The sequence below is a fragment of the Bradyrhizobium agreste genome (genome assembly GCF_016031625.1).
Lineage (GTDB): Bacteria > Pseudomonadota > Alphaproteobacteria > Rhizobiales > Xanthobacteraceae > Bradyrhizobium > Bradyrhizobium agreste.
In genome coordinates this window covers 90,823-109,648 of sequence record NZ_JACCHP010000015.1, presented here as the reverse complement: position 1 = coordinate 109,648, position 18,826 = coordinate 90,823, and the positions used below count along the sequence as shown (strand labels likewise).

Genomic DNA, 18,826 nt, shown 5'->3' with positions numbered 1-18,826 from the left:
GTCAAGGGAGGAATAGATGAAACGCTTTTATTTGACCGCTGCCATCACTGCAGCCGCGCTGGCGCTGCCCGCGCTGGCCCAGACCAGCGAAGTCACCATCGGCATCACCACCACCACGACCGGCCCGGGTGCGGCCCTCGGCATTCCCGAGCGCAACGCGCTGGAATTCGTGCCGAAGGAGATCGGCGGCGTGCCTCTGAAGGTGATCGTGCTCGACGACGGCGGCGATCCCACCACCGCCACCACCAACGCCCGCCGCTTCGTCACCGAATCCAAGGCCGACATCATCATGGGCTCGGCGCTGACTCCGCCGACCATCGCGGTCTCCAACGTCGCCAATGAAGCCGGTATCCCGCACTTTGGTCTGGCGCCCTTCCCGATCACGCCCGAGCGCATGAAGTGGTCGGTGGCGATGCCGCAGCCGATTCCGATCGTCGGCAAGGTGCTGTATGATCACATGAAGTCGAAGGGCATCAAGACGCTCGGCTATATCGGCTATTCCGATTCCTACGGCGACCTCTGGTTCAACGATTTGAAGGCGCAGGCCGTGCCGATGGGCATGACCATCGTTGACGAGGAGCGCTTCGCCCGTCCCGACACCTCGGTGACCGGCCAGGTGCTGAAGCTCGTCGCGGCCAATCCCGACGCCATCCTGGTCGGCGCCTCCGGCACCGCGGCCGCGCTGCCGCAGACCGAGCTGCGCGAACGCGGCTACAAGGGCCTGATCTACCAGACCCACGGCGCGGCCAGCATGGACTTCATCCGCATCGCCGGCAAAGCGGCCGAGGGCGTGCTGATGGCCTCCGGTCCCGTCATGGATCCCGAGGACCAGCCGGATGAAGCCGCCACCAAGAAGCCGGGTCTCGCGCTCAACTCGGCGTATGAAGCCAAGTACGGCCCGAACAGCCGCAGTCAGTTCGCCGGCCACTCCTACGATGCCTTCGAGATCCTCAAGCGCATCATTCCTGTGGCATTGAAGACGGCCAAGCCCGGCACGCCGGAATTCCGCGAAGCGATCCGTCAGGCCCTGCTGACGGAGAAGGAGCTGGCGGCGAGCCAGGGCGTCTACAACTTCACCGAAAAGGACCGCTACGGCCTCGACGAGCGCTCGCGCATCCTGCTCACGGTGAAGGACGGCAAGTACGCGCTGGTGAAGTAGGCGCAGCGAAGATTTGAGACGACGAGAGCTGGCCCGATGGGCCGGCTCTTTTGTTCATTTTCGGGTCAAATTGCTGCAGAGGCCGTCATGCCCGGGCTTGTCCCGGGCATCCACGTTCTTTGAGCCTTGCCGTAAGACGTGGATGGCCGGGACAAGCCCGGCCATGACGATGTGGAGAGTTCAGCGCTTCGCGAATAAACGTGCAAGCGCTAAGCCGCCTGCCGCAGCGGGGTCCAGGCGAACTCCGGATAATAGTCGTCCATCATGCGGTCGACATAGGCGGTGAGGTTCGGAAATCCCTCTGTGCGCTCGCGCAAGGCGGATTCGAAGAACGGCGTCAGAATTCCGGCCAGCGCACCGAAGGCTGTCGCGTCGACGCCGCAGGGCCTGTTGCCCATCAGGTAGGCTTTGTCGCCGAGCTGCACCGACAGCGCGAACAGCGAACGCACGGCAAGATCGACGTCGTCATCCGGCGCATGGCGGCCGAGGCCGGAGAGCAGGTAGTTCTCGGCGACGCGGAATTGCGCATCCTCGCGCAGCTTCTCGCGATTGTGCTCCGGCGCGCCGTCGAAGAAATGCGCGGGCCCCTTGGCGAAATTGACCGGATCGACCCAGCGCGCGCCGACCAGCGCCCAATAGACGTGGTGCTCGATCATGCGCTCGAACGCCCAGGCCTGCGCACGCTCAGCCAGGGAGAGGCCGGCATCGAAATCGAAGCCGTAGCGGCGCTCGATATGGGCCCGGATGAAGGTGGAATCGGCCACTGCCTCGCCGCCATCGTCGATGAAGGGCAGCTGCCCCTTGGGCGAGGCGGGCGGCATCGCCCGCTCTTTCCGGTAAGGCAGTCCCGCCATCTTGAGCTGCACCTCGGTCTTGGTGACAAAGGGGCTGATTTCCGGCAGGCCGAAGCCGGCGCCAAAGCCGTAAAGCGTGATCATGCAAGTTCTCCTGAACCTGTCGAACGAGTGGAAGGAACCTAGCGGCCGGCTGCTGCCACCATGGTGGCAGCAGCCGTGATATCTTCTGCGAAGCGGGCCCCGCGCCAGGCGCGGCCCATCACATGGCGGACCAGCGCATCCGCGGCATGGACCAGCGAGCGCGTCGCGGCGGTCGCGAGCGCAAGGCGGAGGTCGACAATCGTTGTGGCATCAAGCGAGACGAGGCGGCTGAATGCCCAGGCATGCCGTGCCTGGGCCTGGAAAGGCTGGCTCCGCCACAACGGGCCGGCCTGGCCGAAATGGGTTGGAATGATCATGGACAAATCCTCTTCAGTCGATGTGTTGTCCCGGTATAGAACTCCCCTGCTGACAACATCCTGTCAGCAGCCGCGCGCCGCCTTCTGAAAACACCACCTTAGAAAAAAGCAGCGACAAGAGACCTGTCATGAGACGCGCCGACCGGCTGTTTCAAATCATCCAGGTGCTGAGGCGCACGCGTAAGCCGCTGACGGCGGACGCGATCGCGGCCGAGCTCGAGACTTCGAAGCGCACCATCTATCGCGACATCGCAACCCTGATCGGCCAGCGCGTGCCGATCCGCGGCGAAGCCGGAATGGGTTACATCCTGGAAAAGGGTTTCGACCTGCCGCCCTTGATGCTGACGCCCGACGAGATCGAGGCGGCCGTGCTGGGCGCGCAATGGGTCGCGGGCCACGCCGATTCCGCGCTGGCGCGCGCGGCCGAAGACTTGATGGCCAAGATCGCCGACACCGTGCCGGAGCGCCTGCGCCCCTTCGTGCTGGAGCCGGCGAGCCGGGCGCGTCCGAGCTGGAACCGGGAACCGGACCGCCTGGACATGGCACGCACCCGCACCCAGATCCACGAAGGCAAGAAGATCATGCTGCGCTATCGCGACGAGCAGGGGCGCCCCAGCGAGCGCGTGATCTGGCCGATTTCGGTCGGCTATCTCGAAGCGGTGCGGCTGCTGGCGGCCTGGTGCGAGCTGCGCGGCGACTTCCGCAGCTTCCGCACCGACCGCGTGGTCGAGGCGACCTATCTCGACGAGAAATATCCTGAAAGGCGCGACGTGCTGCGCGCGAGATGGCGGCAGAGCCTGGTCTGGGGTACGCCGAAGGACACGTGAGAACGATGGACGAGATCGAGCTGTCGAGCTGTTGCCAGGGCTGCGGTGCCTGCTGCGGCTATTCGCAGAACTGGCCGCGCTTCTCGATCGAGAGCGACGAGGAGCTTGCGCTGATCCCGGAGGCGCTCGTCAACGACCGGCAATCGGGCATGCGCTGCGAAGGCGATCGCTGCGCGGCGTTGCAAGGCGAGATCGGAAAGATGACGGCCTGCGGCATCTATGACGTGCGGCCGGAGGTGTGTCGCACCTGCATGCCGGGCGACGCCGAATGCGCGATGGCGCGGCGGAAGTTCGGACTGCCCGTAATCGAGGTCGCTAGCGCATGATCCGGAAAAGTGTGCAGCGGTTTTCCGAACAGATCATGCGCCAATAACCACCTGAAGCGCGCGCTTCAGGCGGGGACGGCTGCGCTGATCTCGTCGTCGAGCTCGTCATCGAGCGGTGCGAGCACCGAGAGCGGCTTGGTCGACAGCGTGATCGGCTTGCGCCCTCCCGACAGCGACGTTGAAGCTTTCGCCGTGCCTTCGCGCGACAGCGCGAAGAGGGTCGAGCCGACGCGACCGCCATTCTCGATCAGGTCGCGCTCGCTGCAGCTTGCTGCGATCGCGACCGCCAGCGAGTGCAAATGGCTGCGGCGGTAGCAGAACAGCGCCAGCCTGGCGCGCACGTCAGGGGAAACACTCTCAACCAGCCTCGGCAGGCCACTCTCGCTGGCGCGATACATCTGGCCAAGGAGCTCGTCGCGGACCGGGCAGAAATCGCTTTCAAAGGCATCGCGGCTTGAAAACATTGCAGTTCTCCCTCGTGTGGGGAAGATGCAGCGCAATTCTCTAACGAAAGGTTAACCACGCTGCCCGGTAGTCATCCGGGGTGGCTGCGCGTCGGCCGCGAATCAGAGGGGCGGGGCGACCGCAGGCGACCCAAGAGTTTGGCTCTCAGGATTCTCGCTACGTCATTCCGGGGCGGTCCGCAGGACCGAACCCGGAATCTCGAGGTTCTCAGGTGCGCAACTGCGCACCATAGTTCTCGCTTCGCGAGCCCCGGAACGACGACGCAAGACTGACACTCAGTTCGCCGCCATGAAGATGGAGAGGCCGAAGCCGGTCAGGTGGTGCAGCGCCTGGTCGACGCCGATCAGAGTCCAGAACCAGGGATGGCTGAGGTCAACGCCGAAATTGGCGGAGACGAATCCCTTGGCGCGGTCGATCGTGATGTGGATCGCGAAGTCGATGAAGGCCACGAACCAGAATCTCGGCGCCACGATCACGATCAGCGGCAGCGCGACGGCAAGGTGAACCAGGCAGTGCACCAGGAGCGGCAGGGCCCAGCCATGCTTCTGGTCCTTGCCGTGCGCCATCCAGGCGGTCTGAAGCACGAAATCGGCGATGACGTGCTTGAAGGTGAGCAGCAACATCCAGCCAATGAGCGCTTCAACCGGAATCGCCGATGACAGAGGTGGAAACGACAAAGCTGACGCCCTCATTGACGTGACGAGAAGAATTGGAGCGTTCAGCGCAACTTCTTCTTGGACCGGTCAAATGGCCGGGACGGGCAATTTATGACATCTCCCGCGCCGGAATGCAGCCGGGTGGAACCGGAAAATCGCCAAGTGTGGCTAACTGGTGATAGGATGACCGACCGCCGCGGTCGTATCGAGTAAGGTTACCTTCGGCTCGAAATTTGCATTCCGCTGCCTTCGCGTTATCATCGGCGGTCGAGAATATCGTTCTTTTTTCAGGCGTTTACGAATTGCCGGGCCCGCCGCGCTTCCAAGCTTCGCGCCGCCGCCAGCCAAACGATAAGGCCAGAGTGCTGCCATGAGTACTGAAGGCCCCACCGCATCGCCGACCGTACCGCCGCCCCGGCGCCCCAAGGTGATCAAGACCAACCAGCAGCAGGTTCTCCTCTACGTCGTGCTGACCCTGCTGCTGTCGCTCGCCACCGTCTGGGCCGGCCGCACGCTGGTGCACAATTCGGAGACGCTGACCTTTGCCGTCGGCGGTCCCAATAGCGACGAGGCGCTGTTTGCGGCCAAGCTCGCTGCCCTCCTGAAGAACACCGCATCGCGCTTCCGGATCAACATCGTCAACAACGCCGACAATGCCAAGGCGCTCGCGCAGTTCGACCGCAGGCAGGCCGACCTCGCCGTGCTGCGCACCGACGCAAAGGTGCCGCTGCGGGCGCGCACGCTCGCGATCCTCGACCACGATCTCGTGCTCCTGCTCGGTCCCGGCAACAAGAAGATCAAGTCTCTGGCTGAATTGAAGAAGAAGAAGGTCGCGGTCGTCGCCGAGAACGAATCCTCGCTCGCCTTCGTCCGCAACATCCTCGACGTCCCCGATGGCCCGGAGGCTGCGAAGATCCAAATGGCGCAGCAGGGCGCGACGCTCGACAAGCTGTTCGCCCCGGCAAGCGGCTTCAACGCGGTGATCGCGATCGTCCACGCCTCGAAGGCGATCCGGGACAAATCCTATGAGCAAGCCGCCAAGCGCGGCGGCTTCACGCTGAACGCCATCGAAGAAGCCAAGACGCTGGCACGCAAATTTCCCGGCATTTCCGACGAGACCGTGACGGCGGGCTCGGTGTCGACATCCCCGCAGATTCCCGACGACGATCTCGACACGATCGGTCTCGAATGGCTGCTGGTCGCGCAATCCCGGATGTCTCCAACCACGGCCGGCGAGCTCGCCCGTATCGTCTACGAGAACAAGTCGGCGCTCGGGCTCGACAACGGCTTTGCCACCAGGATCGAGCCGGCCTCGGTCGAGAAGGACGCCTTCGTGATCGCGCATCGGGGCGCCGCCGATTACATCAACGACGACACCAAGTCGTTCATGGATAAGTACAGCGACTTGATGTATCTGGGCGCCGCAGCGCTCAGCATCATCGGCTCGATCTTCGCCGCGATCTACGCCAAGATTACCCGCATCGCGCCGGAGAAGGCCAGCGAGCTCTCGACCGCCATCCTCGACATCGGCGAGCGGATCGAGCACGCTCACTCGCTGGATCAGCTCGAATGTCTCCAGGATGAGCTCGAGACCATCTTGCGCGGTGCCGTCATCGGCCTCAGAGACGGCACGATCAGTACCGACGGGCTCGACACCTTCAAGCTCGGCTACGAATTCGTCCGTGACGAGATCGGCATGCGCCGCGACTATCTGAAGCGTCATGCCGGCGACGCCGACAGGACGGTAGGCGATGCCGGCCCGGTCCCATCGGACGACAGCAATGTCGTGGTCGTGAAGACCGCCCAGAGCGCGTGAGCCGAGGAATGGTGTCCCGGACAAGCTGCAATGCCGAAGGCATTGCAGCGCTGAGCCGGGACCCAGGAACCCGCATTATGCGCTGCCGCATGGGCCCCGGCTCTGCGGCGCATCACTGCGTGCTGCGCCGCGTCCGGGGCACGACAGGCCTCCGATCTAGCCTGCCGTCAGGAACCCTGCCCATTCGCAACCGTTGGTTTCCGGTTGCAACCGGAGAACGCGGCATGCGTGCACTCCTCATCATCCTCCTTCTGGCAATGCTGGCGGCGGTCGGCTACTTCGCCTATTCCGCAATGGCGGTCGAAGGTGAGCCGATCCCGACGGAAGGCTATGTGGCACTGGCGCTGGGCGCGGGGTTTTCTGTCATTGTCGGCGTCGGGTTGATGGTGCTGCTGTTCTTCAGCAGCCGCCGCGGCTACGACGAGCCGCCACATTTCAAATAGCCCCGCCGGCGACGGCGGCACCGACGGCAGGCCCGGCGCAACGGCGCCGGCAAAACGGCCTGCGCCGTCGTTGACGGCCTCCGCCCGGGCAGGCACTTTGGCGTGGACGTCCCATCCGGGGCCTCGAGACCTGCCCCGAGACCGAATAGCCTTCTTCGCATGTCCAAGCCGCTGATCTCCGCTCTGGCCCAGTTCGCGGCCGCCACGGCCGGCCGCAACATGACCAAGGCCGCCTATGTCGCAGTGACCGTCGGCGTGCTCGGCATGGTCCTGCTGACGGACAACCGGGCCAAAGGGGCGTGGGGCTGGGTCGGCGCCCTGCTCTGGACCTGCCTCGCCTATTTCGCGTTCGAATGGCTGGTGCGGCTGCACCATATGGCGCGGCAGGGGCGGCTTTCGCTTTACGTGTCCTCCTCCGCCGGCATCGTCGATGCGATCGGGGCGCTGGCCGTGCCGGCCGCGCTTCTCTTCGGCGTCGAGCCGAAGACGGCCTGGCTGCTCAGTGTGCTCTGGGTGCTGAAGGTGGTGCCAGGCATTCCCGGCCTGCGGCAGCTGCGCCGCGTGCTGGTGCTGGAATCGGGGCCGCTGGCCAGCGTGCTCGTGATCTTCCTGATGGTGGTCTTCCTTGCCTCTGTCGCCGAATATTTCCTGGAGCGGGACGTGCAGCCGCAGACATTCGGCAGCGTCCCGAACGCATTGTGGTGGGCCGTCGTAACTCTCACCACGACGGGCTATGGCGACGTCGTGCCGGTCACCCCACTCGGGCGCGTGGTGGCAGCGCTGGTGATGATCTCGGGCCTCGGCGTGTTCGGCCTCTGGACCGGTATCCTGGCGACCGGCTTTGCCGCGGAGACGCGGCGCGACAATTTCCTCAAGACCTGGGAATCCGTCAGCAAGGTGCCGTTCTTCGCAACCCTGGGACCGGCGGCGATCGCCGACGTCACCCACATGCTGCGCACCATCGAGCTGCCGGCGCGCACCATGATCATCCGCAAAGGTGCGCAGGGCGACTGCATGTATTTCATCGCCGCCGGTGAGGTCGAGGTCGATCTGCCCGGCAAGAAGGTGCGGCTCGGCGAGGGCGCCTTCTTCGGCGAGATGGCGCTGCTCGGCAACAACAAGCGCGGGGCCAACGTCTCGACCACGAAGGTGTCGCGGCTGCTGGTGCTCGACCTCGTCGATTTCCGCGTGCTGATGGCACGGCATCCGGATCTCGCCGAGACCATCGATGCGGAAGCAAAACGGCGCACGCTCGAAAACAAGTAATGGAGACAAGAATGTCGGACATAGCCGACGCAGCCACCGGCCCCCTGCTCGAAATCACCGGCGCCCGCGCCACCATCCGCCTCAACCGGCCGAAGCATCTCAACCGATTGCAGGCGGAAGATCTCGGCGAATTGACGAGATTGTTCGACCGCGTCGAGGCCGATCCCGATCTTCGCGTGCTGGTGCTGACTGGCACAGGGCGCGCCTTCTCCGCCGGCTACGATCTCAATTCGGTGGCGGAACGCGCTGTCAGCCCAAGCGAGCAGCAGAGCGCGGGCTCGGCCTTCGAGGCGGTCGTCAACCGGCTCGAGGATCTCGGCGTGCCGACGATCTGCCGGCTCAACGGTGGCGTCTATGGCGGCTCGACCGACCTCGCGCTCGCCTGCGATTTCCGCATCGGCGTCGATACCGCGGAAATGTTCATGCCGGCGGCGCGCCTTGGGCTGCATTACTACCCGAGCGGCATCAAGCGCTACGTGACCCGCCTCGGCGTCGACAATGCGAAGAAGCTGTTCCTGACCGCACAGAAGATCAGCGCGCCGGAGATGCTGCGCATCGGCTATCTCACCGCGATGGTGCCGGTGGAATTCCTGGACGAGGAGGTCGACAAGCTTGCTGGCGTCCTGGCCGGCAACGCCCCGCAGGCGATGCGCGGCATGAAGCGCGCAATCAACGAGTTCGCCCGCGGCGAGCTCGACGAAGGCGCCGCCGACGGGCGCCACCGCGACAGCATGCGCGGCGACGAGATTAAGGAAGGCATCAAGGCGTTCGCCGAGAAGCGGGCGCCGCGGTTCTGAAGCGGCGTCTCATCCCCCAGTCGCAGCCGCATGCTGCGCCGCCATCTCGGCGTCGCCGGCGGTGACTCGCTGGAACGCCGGCCGCGCCGTCATGCGCTCGGCATAGCGGACGAACACGCCCTTCTTCGGCACGATGCCGAACTTCATGGTCCAGTTGAAGGCGACGCCCCACAAGACGTCGGCCGCCGTCATGCGCTCGCCGAGCAGATAGGGCCCTTTCGCCAGCTGGGCCTCGAGCGCACCCAGCATCGTGTCGTAATCGGCATAGAGCGATTGCGTGATCGGCGCCGGCTCACGCTGCATGAACTTGTCGATCAAGGCGGGCTCGAACGACGACCCGTAATAGGCGATCCAGCGCAGATAAGGCCCGCGCAGCGGATCGTTCAGGGCGGGCGTCAGCCCCGCCTGCGGGAACAAATCGGCGAGATAGATGGTGATCGCGACCTGCTCGGTCGACCAGCGCCTCGCCGTGGCGAATGGCCGGCACCTTGCCGAGTGGGTTGACGGCGAGATAAGCGGGCTTGCGCTGATCGCCGGCCTTCATGTTGAGGACGTGCAGATCGTAGGGAGCCCCCAGCTCCTCCAGCAGCACACGCGTGCCGGTGGCGCGCGTCTGCGGCGAATAGAACAAGGTGATGCGGTTCGGATCGGTCATGGCAGTCTCCATTTGGCCGGCTGGCGATGGCGCCGGTTGTAGCGGACCATACCTGACATCCTGTGTCAGGTATGATTTAAGGGATCATGCGCGCGAGCCGGATGCTGTCGATCCTCACCACCCTCCAGGCCAGGGGACAGGCCACCGCGCCCGAGCTCGCGGAGGGCGCACGCAGCTCGAGGAGGTAGCCGACGCAGACGGCTGGCGCATTGCGCGCGTGCCGGTCGGCAAGACGTCGTGGCACGCCGCGGCCGAATTGCTGCGGCTCGGTCCGGAGGCCGAAGTGCTGGAACCGGCCGATCTCCGCGACAAGATGGCCGAGATGACGCAGTCGATGGTCGCGCGCTATCGCGCGGCGCGCAAAGCCTGACCGCGGCATGTTTTGCCAAAGCCGACGAAACAATCCTGAAACACGATTCTTCCCGCTCGCCGTGAACGCGATCGCGTCTCGTCTCGACCGAAATGCAGGGACGCAACAATGGCCCCAGCGCCAAATGGAGAATGAAGATGTTTCGTAAGCTTGCTCTTGGTCTGATCGCTGCCGGCTCGCTCGGCGTTGCCGCTCTCGCGCCCACCGCCGCTTCGGCCGGTGGCTTCCATCATCACCACTGGGGTCATTACTGGGGTCCCGGCTGGGGCTTCGGCGGTGTCTACGTCAACACTGGCGTCAGCAACTGCTACCAGGAGCGCCTGGTCCAGACCCGTCACGGCCTGCGCGTGCGCGTCGTGAACGTCTGCGCCTACGGGATTTACTGATATCCGCCTTCACGACAAAGCTCCGGCCGCATTGCGGCCGGAGTTTTGCGTTGAGCTAGCTGGCCGGCCGCGCCCGCCGAAACCAGGCCCAGGTCTCGCGCGTCGTTCTGATGTAGCCGCGGCCGCGATGGACGATCTCGCCATCGACGATCGCGTTCAGCTTCGGCAGGGCGTGAAAGGGGATCGAGGGATAAGCGTGGTGCTCGACATGATAGGGCATGTTCCACGCGAACCATTTGACGATCGCGCCGGTGTAAGTCGTGCGGGTGTTCTGAAAGGCGCTGCGGCTGCGGTCGCAACCGGTATGCTCGGCGTAGAGATAGGGCCGCAGGAAGATTTGCCCGATCACAAGCGGGACGATCCATACCCATAGCAGCAGCGCTGAAGAGAACCACAGCGACAGCGCGAGCAGCAGGGCGTAGAGCGCGACATAGGCGCGCGCCTCAGCCACGATGGTGCTGCGCTTGCTCTCGGGAATCCATGGCACGACGACCTTGCCGGTGATCGCATGGCCGAGCATCAGCCGCAGACGGCCGGCGACCTGGAGCAGGCCGCTATAGGCGATCGCAAGCTGCGCGTCGGACGTCACCTTCACGCCGACGATCAGCTCGGGGTCCCGTTCCGGGTCCTGCGTGTAGCGATGATGGTCCCAGTGAAACAGGCAGTAATATTCGTAAGGCAGCCCGATGATGAAGGCCGACAGATAGCCGACGCCGAGATTGAGGCCCCGGCTCCTGAACGCCGTTTTGTGCGCGGTCTCGTGCACCGCCATGAACAGGAAGGCGACGACATAGCCCTGCACCACCATCAGCGGCAGCGCCCAGAGCGCGCCCCAGCTCGACGAAACCATCCAGATCAGCGCGCCCACCAGCACAATCACGCCGTAATGGCCGAGGCTCTGCGCGGCACCCCTGAGGTCGGAGCGAACTGACAATTCGCGCAGCTTGGCCGGCGTCAGCGGCTTCAGGCGATGATTGGTGTCTGAAACGGTTGCGTCGCTCATGATCGTTGCCTGCCCTACTTGCGGAGAAGCGCGGCGACCTCGGCCTTGATGAAGGCCTGGTCGCGCGGATTGTTGACGGGGTTGCCGGCGCGATGGCCATGCAGCGATGGGATCGGATGCAGCACGGCCGATCTCGCGTTGACGAGCTTGCCGAGCTCGTCCTCGTTGTCGTGCACGTCGAAATAGCGGTCGGTTGCGCCCGGCATCAGCAGCATGTGTGCCTTGATCGCCGCCAGCGCGCGATCGAGATCGCCGGCGAACGACGCACACCGGCTGATATCGCCATTCTGCCAGATGCCGATCTGTGCCAGGAGATCGTTGGCATCGCGCCGCGCGAAGGTCGCGTCCCAGGCGCGGGTGAGATAGTCCTCGAGTGAGATGAAGCCCGCCTCGCGCCAGAGCTCGTCGCGATAGAAGCCGTGCGACATCGCCCAGCCGGCGTAGACCCGTCCCATGGCGCGGTAGCCGGCGACGGGTCTTTCGAGGAAACGGCCATCGCGGAAGGCGGGATCGGCCGTGAGCGCGGCCTTCACGCTTTCGAGGAAGACGTAATTGTATGGTGAGCAGCGGGCGCTGCCGCAGACGATCGCGGCACGCTCGACCATGTCGGGATGCAGCGCCGACCAGTGATAGGCCTGCATGCCGCCCATCGACCAGCCATAGACCAGCGCAAGCTTCGAGATGCCGAAGCGTTCGGTGAGCAGCCGGTGCTGGACCGCGATGGCGTCGTGATAGCTCACCTCGGGGAATGGCGCAGGCGTGTTCGAGGGCGAAGACGACAGCCCATTGCCGAACAGGTTCGGGATGATGATGAAGTAACGCGTGGGATCGAGCACGCTGTCCGGGCCGATCAGCCATTCCGTGTCGGTGTGCTGCGCGCTGAACGAGGTCGGATAGAGAATGACGTTGTCCCTGGCCGGGCTCAGCGTGCCGTAGGTCTTGTAGGCGAGCTTCAGCGCGGGAAAAACGCTCCCGGATTGGAGCGCGACGTCGCCGGCCTCGAAGATCTCGTAATCGCGCTGCGCCGTCATGCACTCAGCTCCCGCTCACGGAGGTCTTCCCGGCGTCCGCGATGCATCGATCATGCCCGCTTTGGCCAGATGCGTCCCGCCTTATAATGTACTTTTAGTACAGTTATTTGGGACCGGCAAGAAAAATCCGATTCCCAACCCGGCTCAGGCGATGGCCGCGAGATAGCGCGCGACCGACGCGGCAAACGCCGCCTTGGCGCCGCTGGCGATGTTGCGGCCCCACCAGGCGCCGTAGACCCGGTCGAAGGCGAGCGGCTCGACGACTGACGCAATCCGCCGCACCGCGGCGGCGTTGAGCGGCATGTAGTTCGGATAGGAATACATGAAGCTGACGAAGCGCCGGTCCATCGTCACCTGCGCGATGTCCCCCGTGAGCAGCGCGCCTTTGCCGTCCGCACCACGCGCATAATGCAGCACGGTGGCGCCGGCGAAGTGGCCGCCGGTGCGCAGCAGGCCGCCGAGTGCGGCGACGTGCTGGATGGCCTCGTCGGTCGCGAGTGGAATGCAATCCCACATCACGCAGCCGTCGCCGTCGGGCACCAGCAGCGCACGCTGCCCGATGGCAAAGCTCGGCTCCATCCCGATCCCGGTCAGGCCGAGATCGTCGCGCCCCACCAATCGGTGCTTGCGCGCGAGCTCCTCGCGCGTGAGGAAGGCCTGACCGCTCCACCCGACGAACTGGCGCTCGTCCTCGCAGATCGGACAGGCCGTAGGGGGATTTACGCTATCCGGGAATTGAGCGCCGCAGGTTGCGCAGGTCCAGAGGGCCATTGCGGTGATCCGTCATGAGTCCATTCTTGCAAGACATGACGTCGCAGCCGCCGGATCGCAAGAGCAGCCGGAACCAACGCGATGAGAGCAGGTTAAGTTCTGGTCCGCCCCGGGCACCCCCAGTGCTGCCACATGTGAGATCCGGTTCGATCGGCAGCATCAAGTTCAGCGTCTCGATGACATCGCGCCCTTCAACGTCTCGCATCTGGCCCCTGTTCGCACTCAACTTCTTTATGGCCGACATGCAGTCGGGCATCGGGCCGTTCGTCGGGGTATTCCTCCAGGAGCGTGGCTGGGCCAGCGGGCTGATCGGCACCGCCATGACCATCGGCAATGTCGCGGGCATGCTGATCACCACGCCGATCGGCGGCTTCATCGATTCCAGCCGCAACAAGCGGCTGTGGGTGGTCATTCCCGGCATCTGCGTGGTCGCGGCATCCGCGATCATCCTGATCTCGCAAAACTTCTGGGCGGTGACGTTCTCGCAAGTCGCGCAATCGCTGGCGAGCGCCGCAATCGTGCCGGCGGTCACGGGTATCACGCTCGGCATCGCCAAGCAGAAGGGCTTCAATGCGCTCAACGGCCGCAACCAGGCCTACAACCATGCCGGCAATATGGCTGGCGCCGCATTGTCGGGTTATCTCGGCTACAAGTTCGGCTATGTCGCCGTATTCGCGCTGGCGGCCGTATTCGGTGCCATCGCCATCGCCTGCGTGCTGATGATTCCCGCCAAGGCGATCGACGATCGCGCCGCGCGCGGCAGCAAGGAGGACGATTCCAAGGCGCCGCCGGATGCGATGACGATGCTGCTGAAGCACAAGGCGCTGCTCGTGCTGGCTCTCGCCCTCGCGCTGTTCCACCTCGGCAATGCCGCGATCGTGCCGCTATACGGACTTGCCGCGGTCGCCGAGGGACAGGCCAACGGCCCGAGCTTCGTCGCAACCACCGTGGTGATCGCACAGGGCGTGATGATCGTGACCTCGCTGATCGCGATGAAGGCCGCCAGCAAGCGCAATTACTGGCCGGTGATCCTGGTATCTTTCACGTTCTTGCCCATCCGCGGCGTGCTCGCCTTCTTCGTCACGGGATGGTGGGGCGTCGTGCCGATGCAGGTGCTCGACGGCATCGGCACCGGACTGCAAACGGTCGCCGTCCCCGGCATGGTCGCGCGCGCGCTCAACGGCACCGGCCGCATCAATCTCGGCCAGGGCGCCGTGATCACCGTGCAGGGCGTCGGCGCGAGCCTCAGTCCCGCCCTCGGCGGGTGGATCGCGCAATGGATCGGCTACGGACCGACCTTCCTGCTGCTCGGCGGCTTTGGCCTCGCGTCGATCGCGCTGTGGCTGGCCTTCGGTGCGGCGGTGAGGAAGTATTGAGGCAAGAGTCTCACGTCCCAAAGCTCTTCTGGACCGCCTTGTCGAGCGTCTCGCCGCCGAGGAAGCGCTGGCGCAGCTCGCGCTTGAGCAGCTTGCCGCTCGGATTCTTCGGCAGGCTATCCACGAAGATCACGCGCTTGGGGACCTTGAAATGGGCCATCTGGCCGGCGCAATGCTTGATGACGGTGTCTTCGTCGAGCCTTGCCCCGGTCTTGACCACGACGATGGCGGTCACCGCCTCGATCCAGCGCGGATCGGGCAGGCCGACGACCGCGACCTCGGAGACCTCTGGAATGCGATAGACCATCTCCTCAACCTCCCGGCTCGCGACGTTCTCGCCGCCGGTCTTGATCATGTCCTTGACGCGGTCGACCACGGTGATGTGGCCTTCCTCGTCGACGGTGGCGAGATCGCCGGAATGAAACCAGCCGCCGGTGAATGCCGCCGCGGTCTTGACCGGATCGTTGTAATAGCCGGAGAGCAGATGCGGCGAGCGATGCACGATCTCGCCGACTTCGCCGACCTTGACGTCCTCCATCGCCGTGTTGACGACGCGCGTCTCGACATTGAGCACGGGCTTGCCGGCTGAGCCGGCCTTGCGGAGCTGATCCTCCGGCCGCAGCACGGTCGCGAGCGGCGCGATCTCGGTCTGGCCGTAGAAATTCCAGAATTTCACGGCGGGTAGACGACGCTGAAGCTCGAGCAAGATTTCCACCGGCATGATCGAGGCGCCGTAATAGCCCTTCTGCAAAGTCGACAGATCGGTCTTGTCGAAGTTCGGCGAGCGCAGCATCGCGATCCAGATCGTCGGCGGCGCGAAGAACGAGGTGATCCTGTGCGCCTGGATCAGCGCCAGGATGTTGTCGGCGGTCGGCTTGCCCGTGATGACGCCGGAGGCGCCGAGATACACCTGCGGACCCAGGAACACATCCAGCTGGGCGCAGTGATAAAGCGGCAGGGCGTGCAGGAACTTGTCGTCCACGCTCATGCCGCCGTCGATGATGCAGCTGACATACTGCCACATCACGGCTTCATGGGTCAGCATCGCGCCCTTGGGCAGAGACTCCGTGCCGCTGGTGTAGACGATCTGCGCGAGATCGCGGCTATCGACAGAGGCGTCCAGGAACGAGCCGTCGGGATGCAAGAGATCATCGAAGGTGGTGAGGTCTGCAGGCGCCGCCGCTGGATCCTCACCGGGCAGCCAGATCATCTTCTCGACCGCGCAATCCTTCGCGCTCGCCGCGCGTGCCGGCCCGACGAAATCGGCACCGGTCGCGAGCAGCTTTGCGCCGGAACTCTTCAGGATGAAATTGATCTCGTCCGGATTGAGCATGAAGTTGATCGGCACCAGCACCGCGCCGATCCGCGCCGCCGCAAAGCGTAGCGCAGCGAAGGCGTGCGAGTTGCGCGAGAGCACGGCGAGGCGGTCGCCCTTCCTGACGCCGAGCCCGAGCAGGCCGCGGCCGAGCCGGTTGCAGATCGCGTCCATCTCGGCGAAGCTCCAGCTGACATCGCCGCAGCTCACCGCGAGCTTGTTCGGCTCGCGGCCTGCGGAGCGGCGCAGGAGATCGCCGATGGAATGCTCGCGCGCTTTCGAGATGGTGGCTGCGGTGTCGCCGGTCATTTCTTCCCCGTGGAATTTTCGCTCAGCACAAATGCTGCGAGCTTTCGAGTTTCGCGGAACGTAATCGGCGCTGTCAGCGCCGTCAAATTGCAACGGGGCAGATCAAAACTCGCGAAAACAACCCCATGCACAGTAGACGGCGGCTGCAAGATCAATGGGTTAGGTGGGGAGCGGGATTGGGTGCGGGTCGGGCAGGATTTCAGGAGCTGAAAAGCCGGGGGATCGTGGTTTGATCCGCCCGTCCGGCTCGCCCAAGCGAACCGAGGAGATTTGGCCGCGACCGTTGCCGCCCATTCCGAATGAGGTCTCCCGTGATTTGCTTCGTCGGGCAAAACAGGAGCATAGTGCCATCATCGCAGGAGGTCGGACAGGCGGGATCTGACCGGCGCCTTTCCGAGGCGAGCGAGTTGCGCGGTCGAGGCTTGTTAGGACTTTTGTTTTTTGCGACATGATGCGCACCGACCAAGCGCGCGATCACCAACGATCCATCAGGTAGCGGTTTGGCACTCCAAGCTCAATTGCCGCGCTTGACCAGCGGGCATTCACTGTCAGCCAAGGAGGCATAGACTTCGCCGCTTGGAACTTTTTCGAGCACGTTATAGTACTCCCAGGGCGCCTTGACCTCGGACAGATCCTTCACCTGCACAAGGTAGAAGTCGTGCACGAGCTTGCCGTCCTCGCGCAACCTCGCGCCGCGTGCGTAGAAATCGTTGACGGGCGTCGAGCGCATCTTCTCCAGCACTGGATCCGTTGCATCCGTGCCTACGGCAGCGATTGCTTTCAGATAGTGGCTGACGCCGGAATAGACCGCGGCTTGCGGCGCCGTGGGCATGGCGTTACGAAGCTTGAAGAAGCGCTGGCCGAACGCCCTGCTCTCCTCATCCAAAGCCCAGTACCATGCCGTGAGCGTGGTCAGACCCTTGGCAATGTTCGGGCCCATGGCATGAACGTCGGTGTCAAACATCAGTTCGGCCACGGGCTTCTGGCTTCCCGTGTTCATCCCGAACTCGTTCCATTGCTTCATCAAATTCACGAGTTGGTCGCCGGCATTGGCGAAGGCGATCGCCTTGGCGCCGGAGGCCTTCGCCTGCAGGATGAACGAGCTGTAGTCCGCGTTGCCGATCGGGTGATACACCGCGCCGAGCGACTTGCCGCCGGCCGCCGCCAGCACGCGCTGCGATTCCAACACCATGTTCTTGCCGAACGCGTAATCGGCCGCGATGAAGAACCAGGTGTCATAACCCTGGCTGACCAGGGTGCGGATCGGTCCCGACACCAGATTGTAGGAATCGTGTAACCAGGCCAAGCCGTTTCGCGAACATTGCTTGCCCGCCAGTTCGGTGGTCGCCACCGCAGAATAGACCGCAATCTTGTTCTTGTCGCGGGCCAGCGACTGGATCGCCAGCCCCACGGCCGAATTGGACACGTCGGCGATCATGTCGACGCCGTCGACGTCGAACCATTTGCGGACAATGCCGATGCCGATATCAGGCTTATTTTGGTGATCGGCGGCCAAAATCTCGACCTTGATCGACGGCACCAATGTCCGAAAGTCTTCCGCCGCCATCGTGGCCGCCGTGACGGAGCCCGATCCCGACAGGTCTGACAATGGTCCGGTCTGGTCGTTGATGATGCCGATCCGGACCACGCCACCGGATATTTCGCCCGCGCGCGCGGTCGGAAAAGATGCGGTGAGAGTCCCGGCGACGAGAAGGGTAGCGATGCGGCCGTGCCAGTTCATGCGAACACCTTTCCAATAGTGGCGCTTGTGGCTTTCCTCCCTGTCCCGAACGAGCTTAAGCCGCCGTTGCTTTCGCCTTGAGTTTAGAAACCGCCTTCTGCACCGCGGCTGCGCGCTTTTGCAGCCAAGGTTCGGCCTCGAGGCGCATGCGGGAAATCAGCTCACGCGGCGCATTCTGCACGGTGATATCGAACGGCGGCTGCGGCTGATATTCCAGCATCAGCTGGAGCTTTTTTGCAACTTCTTCGCCGCAGAGTTCGGCGGCGACCTGAAAACCGAAATCGATACCGGCGGTGACACCGCCGCCGGAAATGCGGTTGCGGTCGACCACGACGCGTTCGTCGACGGCGATTGCGCCAAAGGCCGCAAGCTGGTCGCTCATCAGCCAATGGCAGGCTGACCTGTATCCATCGATCAGGCCTGCGGCGCCGAGGATTAGACAGCCGGCGCAAACTGAGGTGACGTAGCGCGCCGATCCACCCTTGTCGCGAACGAACGCGATCACCTCGTCATCGTCCATCGTGGCGACCTGTCCCGGGCCGCCGCCGATGCAGAACACGTCCAGATCCGGGCAGTCGGCGAACGTCGTGGTTGGTAGCAGCGGCAGACCGACGTCGCTGACGACGGGCTCAATGCGCTTCCACAGCAGGTGCATGCGGACGTTCGGCAGACGAGCAAACACTTCGAAAGGTCCGGTGACGTCCAGTTGGGTCATCCCGGGATAGTACAGAATTCCGATTTCGATCCGCTTGCCGGACATGGAGCCCTCCCACGATGGATAAACCCATGTTGACAGCGGAGGGCATTTGCCGAAATGTCATAACACACGCAATTCCTGCCAAGCTTCCCTGGTAAAGGC

At 64.1% G+C, this 18,826-nt stretch carries 19 protein-coding genes and 2 pseudogenes; 10 read left to right on the top strand and 11 right to left on the bottom strand.

From position 1 onward, the window contains the following. Positions 1 to 16 precede the first annotated feature (16 nt). Entirely contained in the window at positions 17 to 1,159 is a 1,143-nt protein-coding gene (locus HZZ13_RS22215) for an ABC transporter substrate-binding protein (protein WP_197961659.1), read from the top strand. 209 nt (positions 1,160 to 1,368) lie between these two features. Here HZZ13_RS22215 and HZZ13_RS22210 read toward each other — a convergent pair whose 3' ends face one another. Together HZZ13_RS22210 and HZZ13_RS22205 are read right to left on the bottom strand one after the other, a co-directional pair. Next, positions 1,369 to 2,097 carry a glutathione S-transferase family protein gene (locus HZZ13_RS22210; protein ID WP_172787076.1) on the bottom strand — a complete coding sequence of 243 codons (729 nt, stop codon included), beginning with the start codon at positions 2,095 to 2,097 and terminating at the stop codon, positions 1,369 to 1,371. A 38-nt stretch (positions 2,098 to 2,135) separates the two neighbouring features. After that, positions 2,136 to 2,414, bottom strand: coding sequence for a hypothetical protein (locus HZZ13_RS22205; RefSeq protein WP_197961658.1), 279 nt, complete (start codon positions 2,412 to 2,414; stop codon positions 2,136 to 2,138). A gap of 128 nt (positions 2,415 to 2,542) precedes the next feature. On the opposite strand from HZZ13_RS22205, the gene HZZ13_RS22200 reads away from it, so the two are divergent. Together HZZ13_RS22200 and HZZ13_RS22195 are read left to right on the top strand one after the other, a co-directional pair. Then, the gene (locus HZZ13_RS22200; RefSeq protein WP_197961657.1) at positions 2,543 to 3,241 is read left to right on the top strand and encodes a helix-turn-helix transcriptional regulator; all 699 of its coding nucleotides are present in this window, start codon (positions 2,543 to 2,545) and stop codon (positions 3,239 to 3,241) included. Between the two features lie 5 nt (positions 3,242 to 3,246). Continuing rightward, the gene (locus HZZ13_RS22195; RefSeq protein WP_197961656.1) at positions 3,247 to 3,567 is read left to right on the top strand and encodes a YkgJ family cysteine cluster protein; all 321 of its coding nucleotides are present in this window, start codon (positions 3,247 to 3,249) and stop codon (positions 3,565 to 3,567) included. A 65-nt stretch (positions 3,568 to 3,632) separates the two neighbouring features. Here the strand turns inward: HZZ13_RS22195 and HZZ13_RS22190 are convergent, their stop codons facing one another. Then, positions 3,633 to 4,031: a hypothetical protein gene (locus tag HZZ13_RS22190; protein WP_197961655.1), complete on the bottom strand. Its 399-nt coding sequence runs from the start codon at positions 4,029 to 4,031 to the stop codon at positions 3,633 to 3,635. A gap of 276 nt (positions 4,032 to 4,307) precedes the next feature. Then, entirely contained in the window at positions 4,308 to 4,655 is a 348-nt protein-coding gene (locus HZZ13_RS22185; protein WP_197961840.1) for a DUF3307 domain-containing protein, read from the bottom strand. 403 nt (positions 4,656 to 5,058) lie between these two features. Between HZZ13_RS22185 and HZZ13_RS22180 the strand changes: the two genes are divergently transcribed. The 4 genes from HZZ13_RS22180 (at position 5,059) to HZZ13_RS22165 (ending at position 9,010) form a co-directional block, all read left to right on the top strand. Further along, complete coding sequence (locus tag HZZ13_RS22180; RefSeq protein ID WP_197961654.1) at positions 5,059 to 6,504, top strand: TAXI family TRAP transporter solute-binding subunit; 1,446 nt, start codon at positions 5,059 to 5,061, stop codon at positions 6,502 to 6,504. Between the two features lie 224 nt (positions 6,505 to 6,728). Continuing rightward, positions 6,729 to 6,947: a hypothetical protein gene (locus HZZ13_RS22175; protein ID WP_197961653.1), complete on the top strand. Its 219-nt coding sequence runs from the start codon at positions 6,729 to 6,731 to the stop codon at positions 6,945 to 6,947. 159 nt (positions 6,948 to 7,106) lie between these two features. After that, complete coding sequence (locus tag HZZ13_RS22170) at positions 7,107 to 8,213, top strand: cyclic nucleotide-gated ion channel (protein ID WP_197961652.1); 1,107 nt, start codon at positions 7,107 to 7,109, stop codon at positions 8,211 to 8,213. 11 nt (positions 8,214 to 8,224) lie between these two features. After that, positions 8,225 to 9,010, top strand: a complete 786-nt coding sequence (locus tag HZZ13_RS22165; RefSeq protein WP_197961651.1) for an enoyl-CoA hydratase/isomerase family protein — start codon at positions 8,225 to 8,227, stop codon at positions 9,008 to 9,010. Between the two features lie 9 nt (positions 9,011 to 9,019). Here the strand turns inward: HZZ13_RS22165 and HZZ13_RS22160 are convergent. Next, a pseudogene (locus tag HZZ13_RS22160) lies at positions 9,020 to 9,665 on the bottom strand (glutathione S-transferase family protein). Positions 9,666 to 9,831: 166 nt separating this feature from the next. Here HZZ13_RS22160 and HZZ13_RS22155 point away from each other — a divergent pair. Continuing rightward, positions 9,832 to 10,035: pseudogene (locus HZZ13_RS22155) on the top strand (WCX domain-containing protein); the annotation flags it as partial. A 137-nt stretch (positions 10,036 to 10,172) separates the two neighbouring features. Then, complete coding sequence (locus HZZ13_RS22150) at positions 10,173 to 10,421, top strand: hypothetical protein (protein WP_197961650.1); 249 nt, start codon at positions 10,173 to 10,175, stop codon at positions 10,419 to 10,421. Between the two features lie 55 nt (positions 10,422 to 10,476). On the opposite strand, the gene HZZ13_RS22145 is transcribed toward HZZ13_RS22150, so the two are convergent. From HZZ13_RS22145 to HZZ13_RS22135, 3 genes are all read right to left on the bottom strand, one after another. Next, on the bottom strand, positions 10,477 to 11,424 hold the full coding sequence (locus HZZ13_RS22145) for a fatty acid desaturase (protein ID WP_197961649.1): 948 nt from the start codon (positions 11,422 to 11,424) through the stop codon (positions 10,477 to 10,479). Between the two features lie 14 nt (positions 11,425 to 11,438). Beyond that, positions 11,439 to 12,455, bottom strand: coding sequence for an alpha/beta fold hydrolase (locus tag HZZ13_RS22140; protein WP_197961648.1), 1,017 nt, complete (start codon positions 12,453 to 12,455; stop codon positions 11,439 to 11,441). Positions 12,456 to 12,599: 144 nt separating this feature from the next. Then, a complete protein-coding gene (locus tag HZZ13_RS22135) occupies positions 12,600 to 13,226 on the bottom strand; it encodes an MBL fold metallo-hydrolase (RefSeq protein WP_197961647.1) in 627 nt (208 codons plus the stop codon). 176 nt (positions 13,227 to 13,402) lie between these two features. On the opposite strand from HZZ13_RS22135, the gene HZZ13_RS22130 reads away from it, so the two are divergent. Further along, positions 13,403 to 14,602: an MFS transporter gene (locus HZZ13_RS22130; protein ID WP_197961646.1), complete on the top strand. Its 1,200-nt coding sequence runs from the start codon at positions 13,403 to 13,405 to the stop codon at positions 14,600 to 14,602. A 10-nt stretch (positions 14,603 to 14,612) separates the two neighbouring features. Here the strand turns inward: HZZ13_RS22130 and HZZ13_RS22125 are convergent, their stop codons facing one another. The 3 genes from HZZ13_RS22125 to HZZ13_RS22115 form a co-directional block, all read right to left on the bottom strand. Further along, positions 14,613 to 16,226 (bottom strand): acyl-CoA synthetase, encoded by a 1,614-nt coding sequence (locus tag HZZ13_RS22125; RefSeq protein WP_197961645.1) that lies wholly within the window; start codon positions 16,224 to 16,226, stop codon positions 14,613 to 14,615. 514 nt (positions 16,227 to 16,740) lie between these two features. Then, entirely contained in the window at positions 16,741 to 17,967 is a 1,227-nt protein-coding gene (locus HZZ13_RS22120; RefSeq protein ID WP_197961644.1) for an ABC transporter substrate-binding protein, read from the bottom strand. A 55-nt stretch (positions 17,968 to 18,022) separates the two neighbouring features. Further along, complete coding sequence (locus tag HZZ13_RS22115; RefSeq protein WP_197961643.1) at positions 18,023 to 18,727, bottom strand: DJ-1/PfpI family protein; 705 nt, start codon at positions 18,725 to 18,727, stop codon at positions 18,023 to 18,025. Between the last annotated feature and the right edge of the window lie 99 nt (positions 18,728 to 18,826).

What these genes read in the sequence shown, in the direction of transcription:
- HZZ13_RS22215 (WP_197961659.1), top strand. Translation starts at nt 17, where the DNA reads ATGAAACGCTTTTATTTGACCGCTGCCATCACTGCAGCCGCGCTGGCG.
- HZZ13_RS22210 (WP_172787076.1), bottom strand. Translation starts at nt 2,097, where the DNA reads ATGATCACGCTTTACGGCTTTGGCGCCGGCTTCGGCCTGCCGGAAATC.
- HZZ13_RS22205 (WP_197961658.1), bottom strand. Translation starts at nt 2,414, where the DNA reads ATGATCATTCCAACCCATTTCGGCCAGGCCGGCCCGTTGTGGCGGAGC.
- HZZ13_RS22200 (WP_197961657.1), top strand. Translation starts at nt 2,543, where the DNA reads ATGAGACGCGCCGACCGGCTGTTTCAAATCATCCAGGTGCTGAGGCGC.
- HZZ13_RS22195 (WP_197961656.1), top strand. Translation starts at nt 3,247, where the DNA reads ATGGACGAGATCGAGCTGTCGAGCTGTTGCCAGGGCTGCGGTGCCTGC.
- HZZ13_RS22190 (WP_197961655.1), bottom strand. Translation starts at nt 4,031, where the DNA reads ATGTTTTCAAGCCGCGATGCCTTTGAAAGCGATTTCTGCCCGGTCCGC.
- HZZ13_RS22185 (WP_197961840.1), bottom strand. Translation starts at nt 4,655, where the DNA reads ATGTTGCTGCTCACCTTCAAGCACGTCATCGCCGATTTCGTGCTTCAG.
- HZZ13_RS22180 (WP_197961654.1), top strand. Translation starts at nt 5,059, where the DNA reads ATGAGTACTGAAGGCCCCACCGCATCGCCGACCGTACCGCCGCCCCGG.
- HZZ13_RS22175 (WP_197961653.1), top strand. Translation starts at nt 6,729, where the DNA reads ATGCGTGCACTCCTCATCATCCTCCTTCTGGCAATGCTGGCGGCGGTC.
- HZZ13_RS22170 (WP_197961652.1), top strand. Translation starts at nt 7,107, where the DNA reads ATGTCCAAGCCGCTGATCTCCGCTCTGGCCCAGTTCGCGGCCGCCACG.
- HZZ13_RS22165 (WP_197961651.1), top strand. Translation starts at nt 8,225, where the DNA reads ATGTCGGACATAGCCGACGCAGCCACCGGCCCCCTGCTCGAAATCACC.
- HZZ13_RS22150 (WP_197961650.1), top strand. Translation starts at nt 10,173, where the DNA reads ATGTTTCGTAAGCTTGCTCTTGGTCTGATCGCTGCCGGCTCGCTCGGC.
- HZZ13_RS22145 (WP_197961649.1), bottom strand. Translation starts at nt 11,424, where the DNA reads ATGAGCGACGCAACCGTTTCAGACACCAATCATCGCCTGAAGCCGCTG.
- HZZ13_RS22140 (WP_197961648.1), bottom strand. Translation starts at nt 12,455, where the DNA reads ATGACGGCGCAGCGCGATTACGAGATCTTCGAGGCCGGCGACGTCGCG.
- HZZ13_RS22135 (WP_197961647.1), bottom strand. Translation starts at nt 13,226, where the DNA reads ATGGCCCTCTGGACCTGCGCAACCTGCGGCGCTCAATTCCCGGATAGC.
- HZZ13_RS22130 (WP_197961646.1), top strand. Translation starts at nt 13,403, where the DNA reads ATGACATCGCGCCCTTCAACGTCTCGCATCTGGCCCCTGTTCGCACTC.
- HZZ13_RS22125 (WP_197961645.1), bottom strand. Translation starts at nt 16,226, where the DNA reads ATGACCGGCGACACCGCAGCCACCATCTCGAAAGCGCGCGAGCATTCC.
- HZZ13_RS22120 (WP_197961644.1), bottom strand. Translation starts at nt 17,967, where the DNA reads ATGAACTGGCACGGCCGCATCGCTACCCTTCTCGTCGCCGGGACTCTC.
- HZZ13_RS22115 (WP_197961643.1), bottom strand. Translation starts at nt 18,727, where the DNA reads ATGTCCGGCAAGCGGATCGAAATCGGAATTCTGTACTATCCCGGGATG.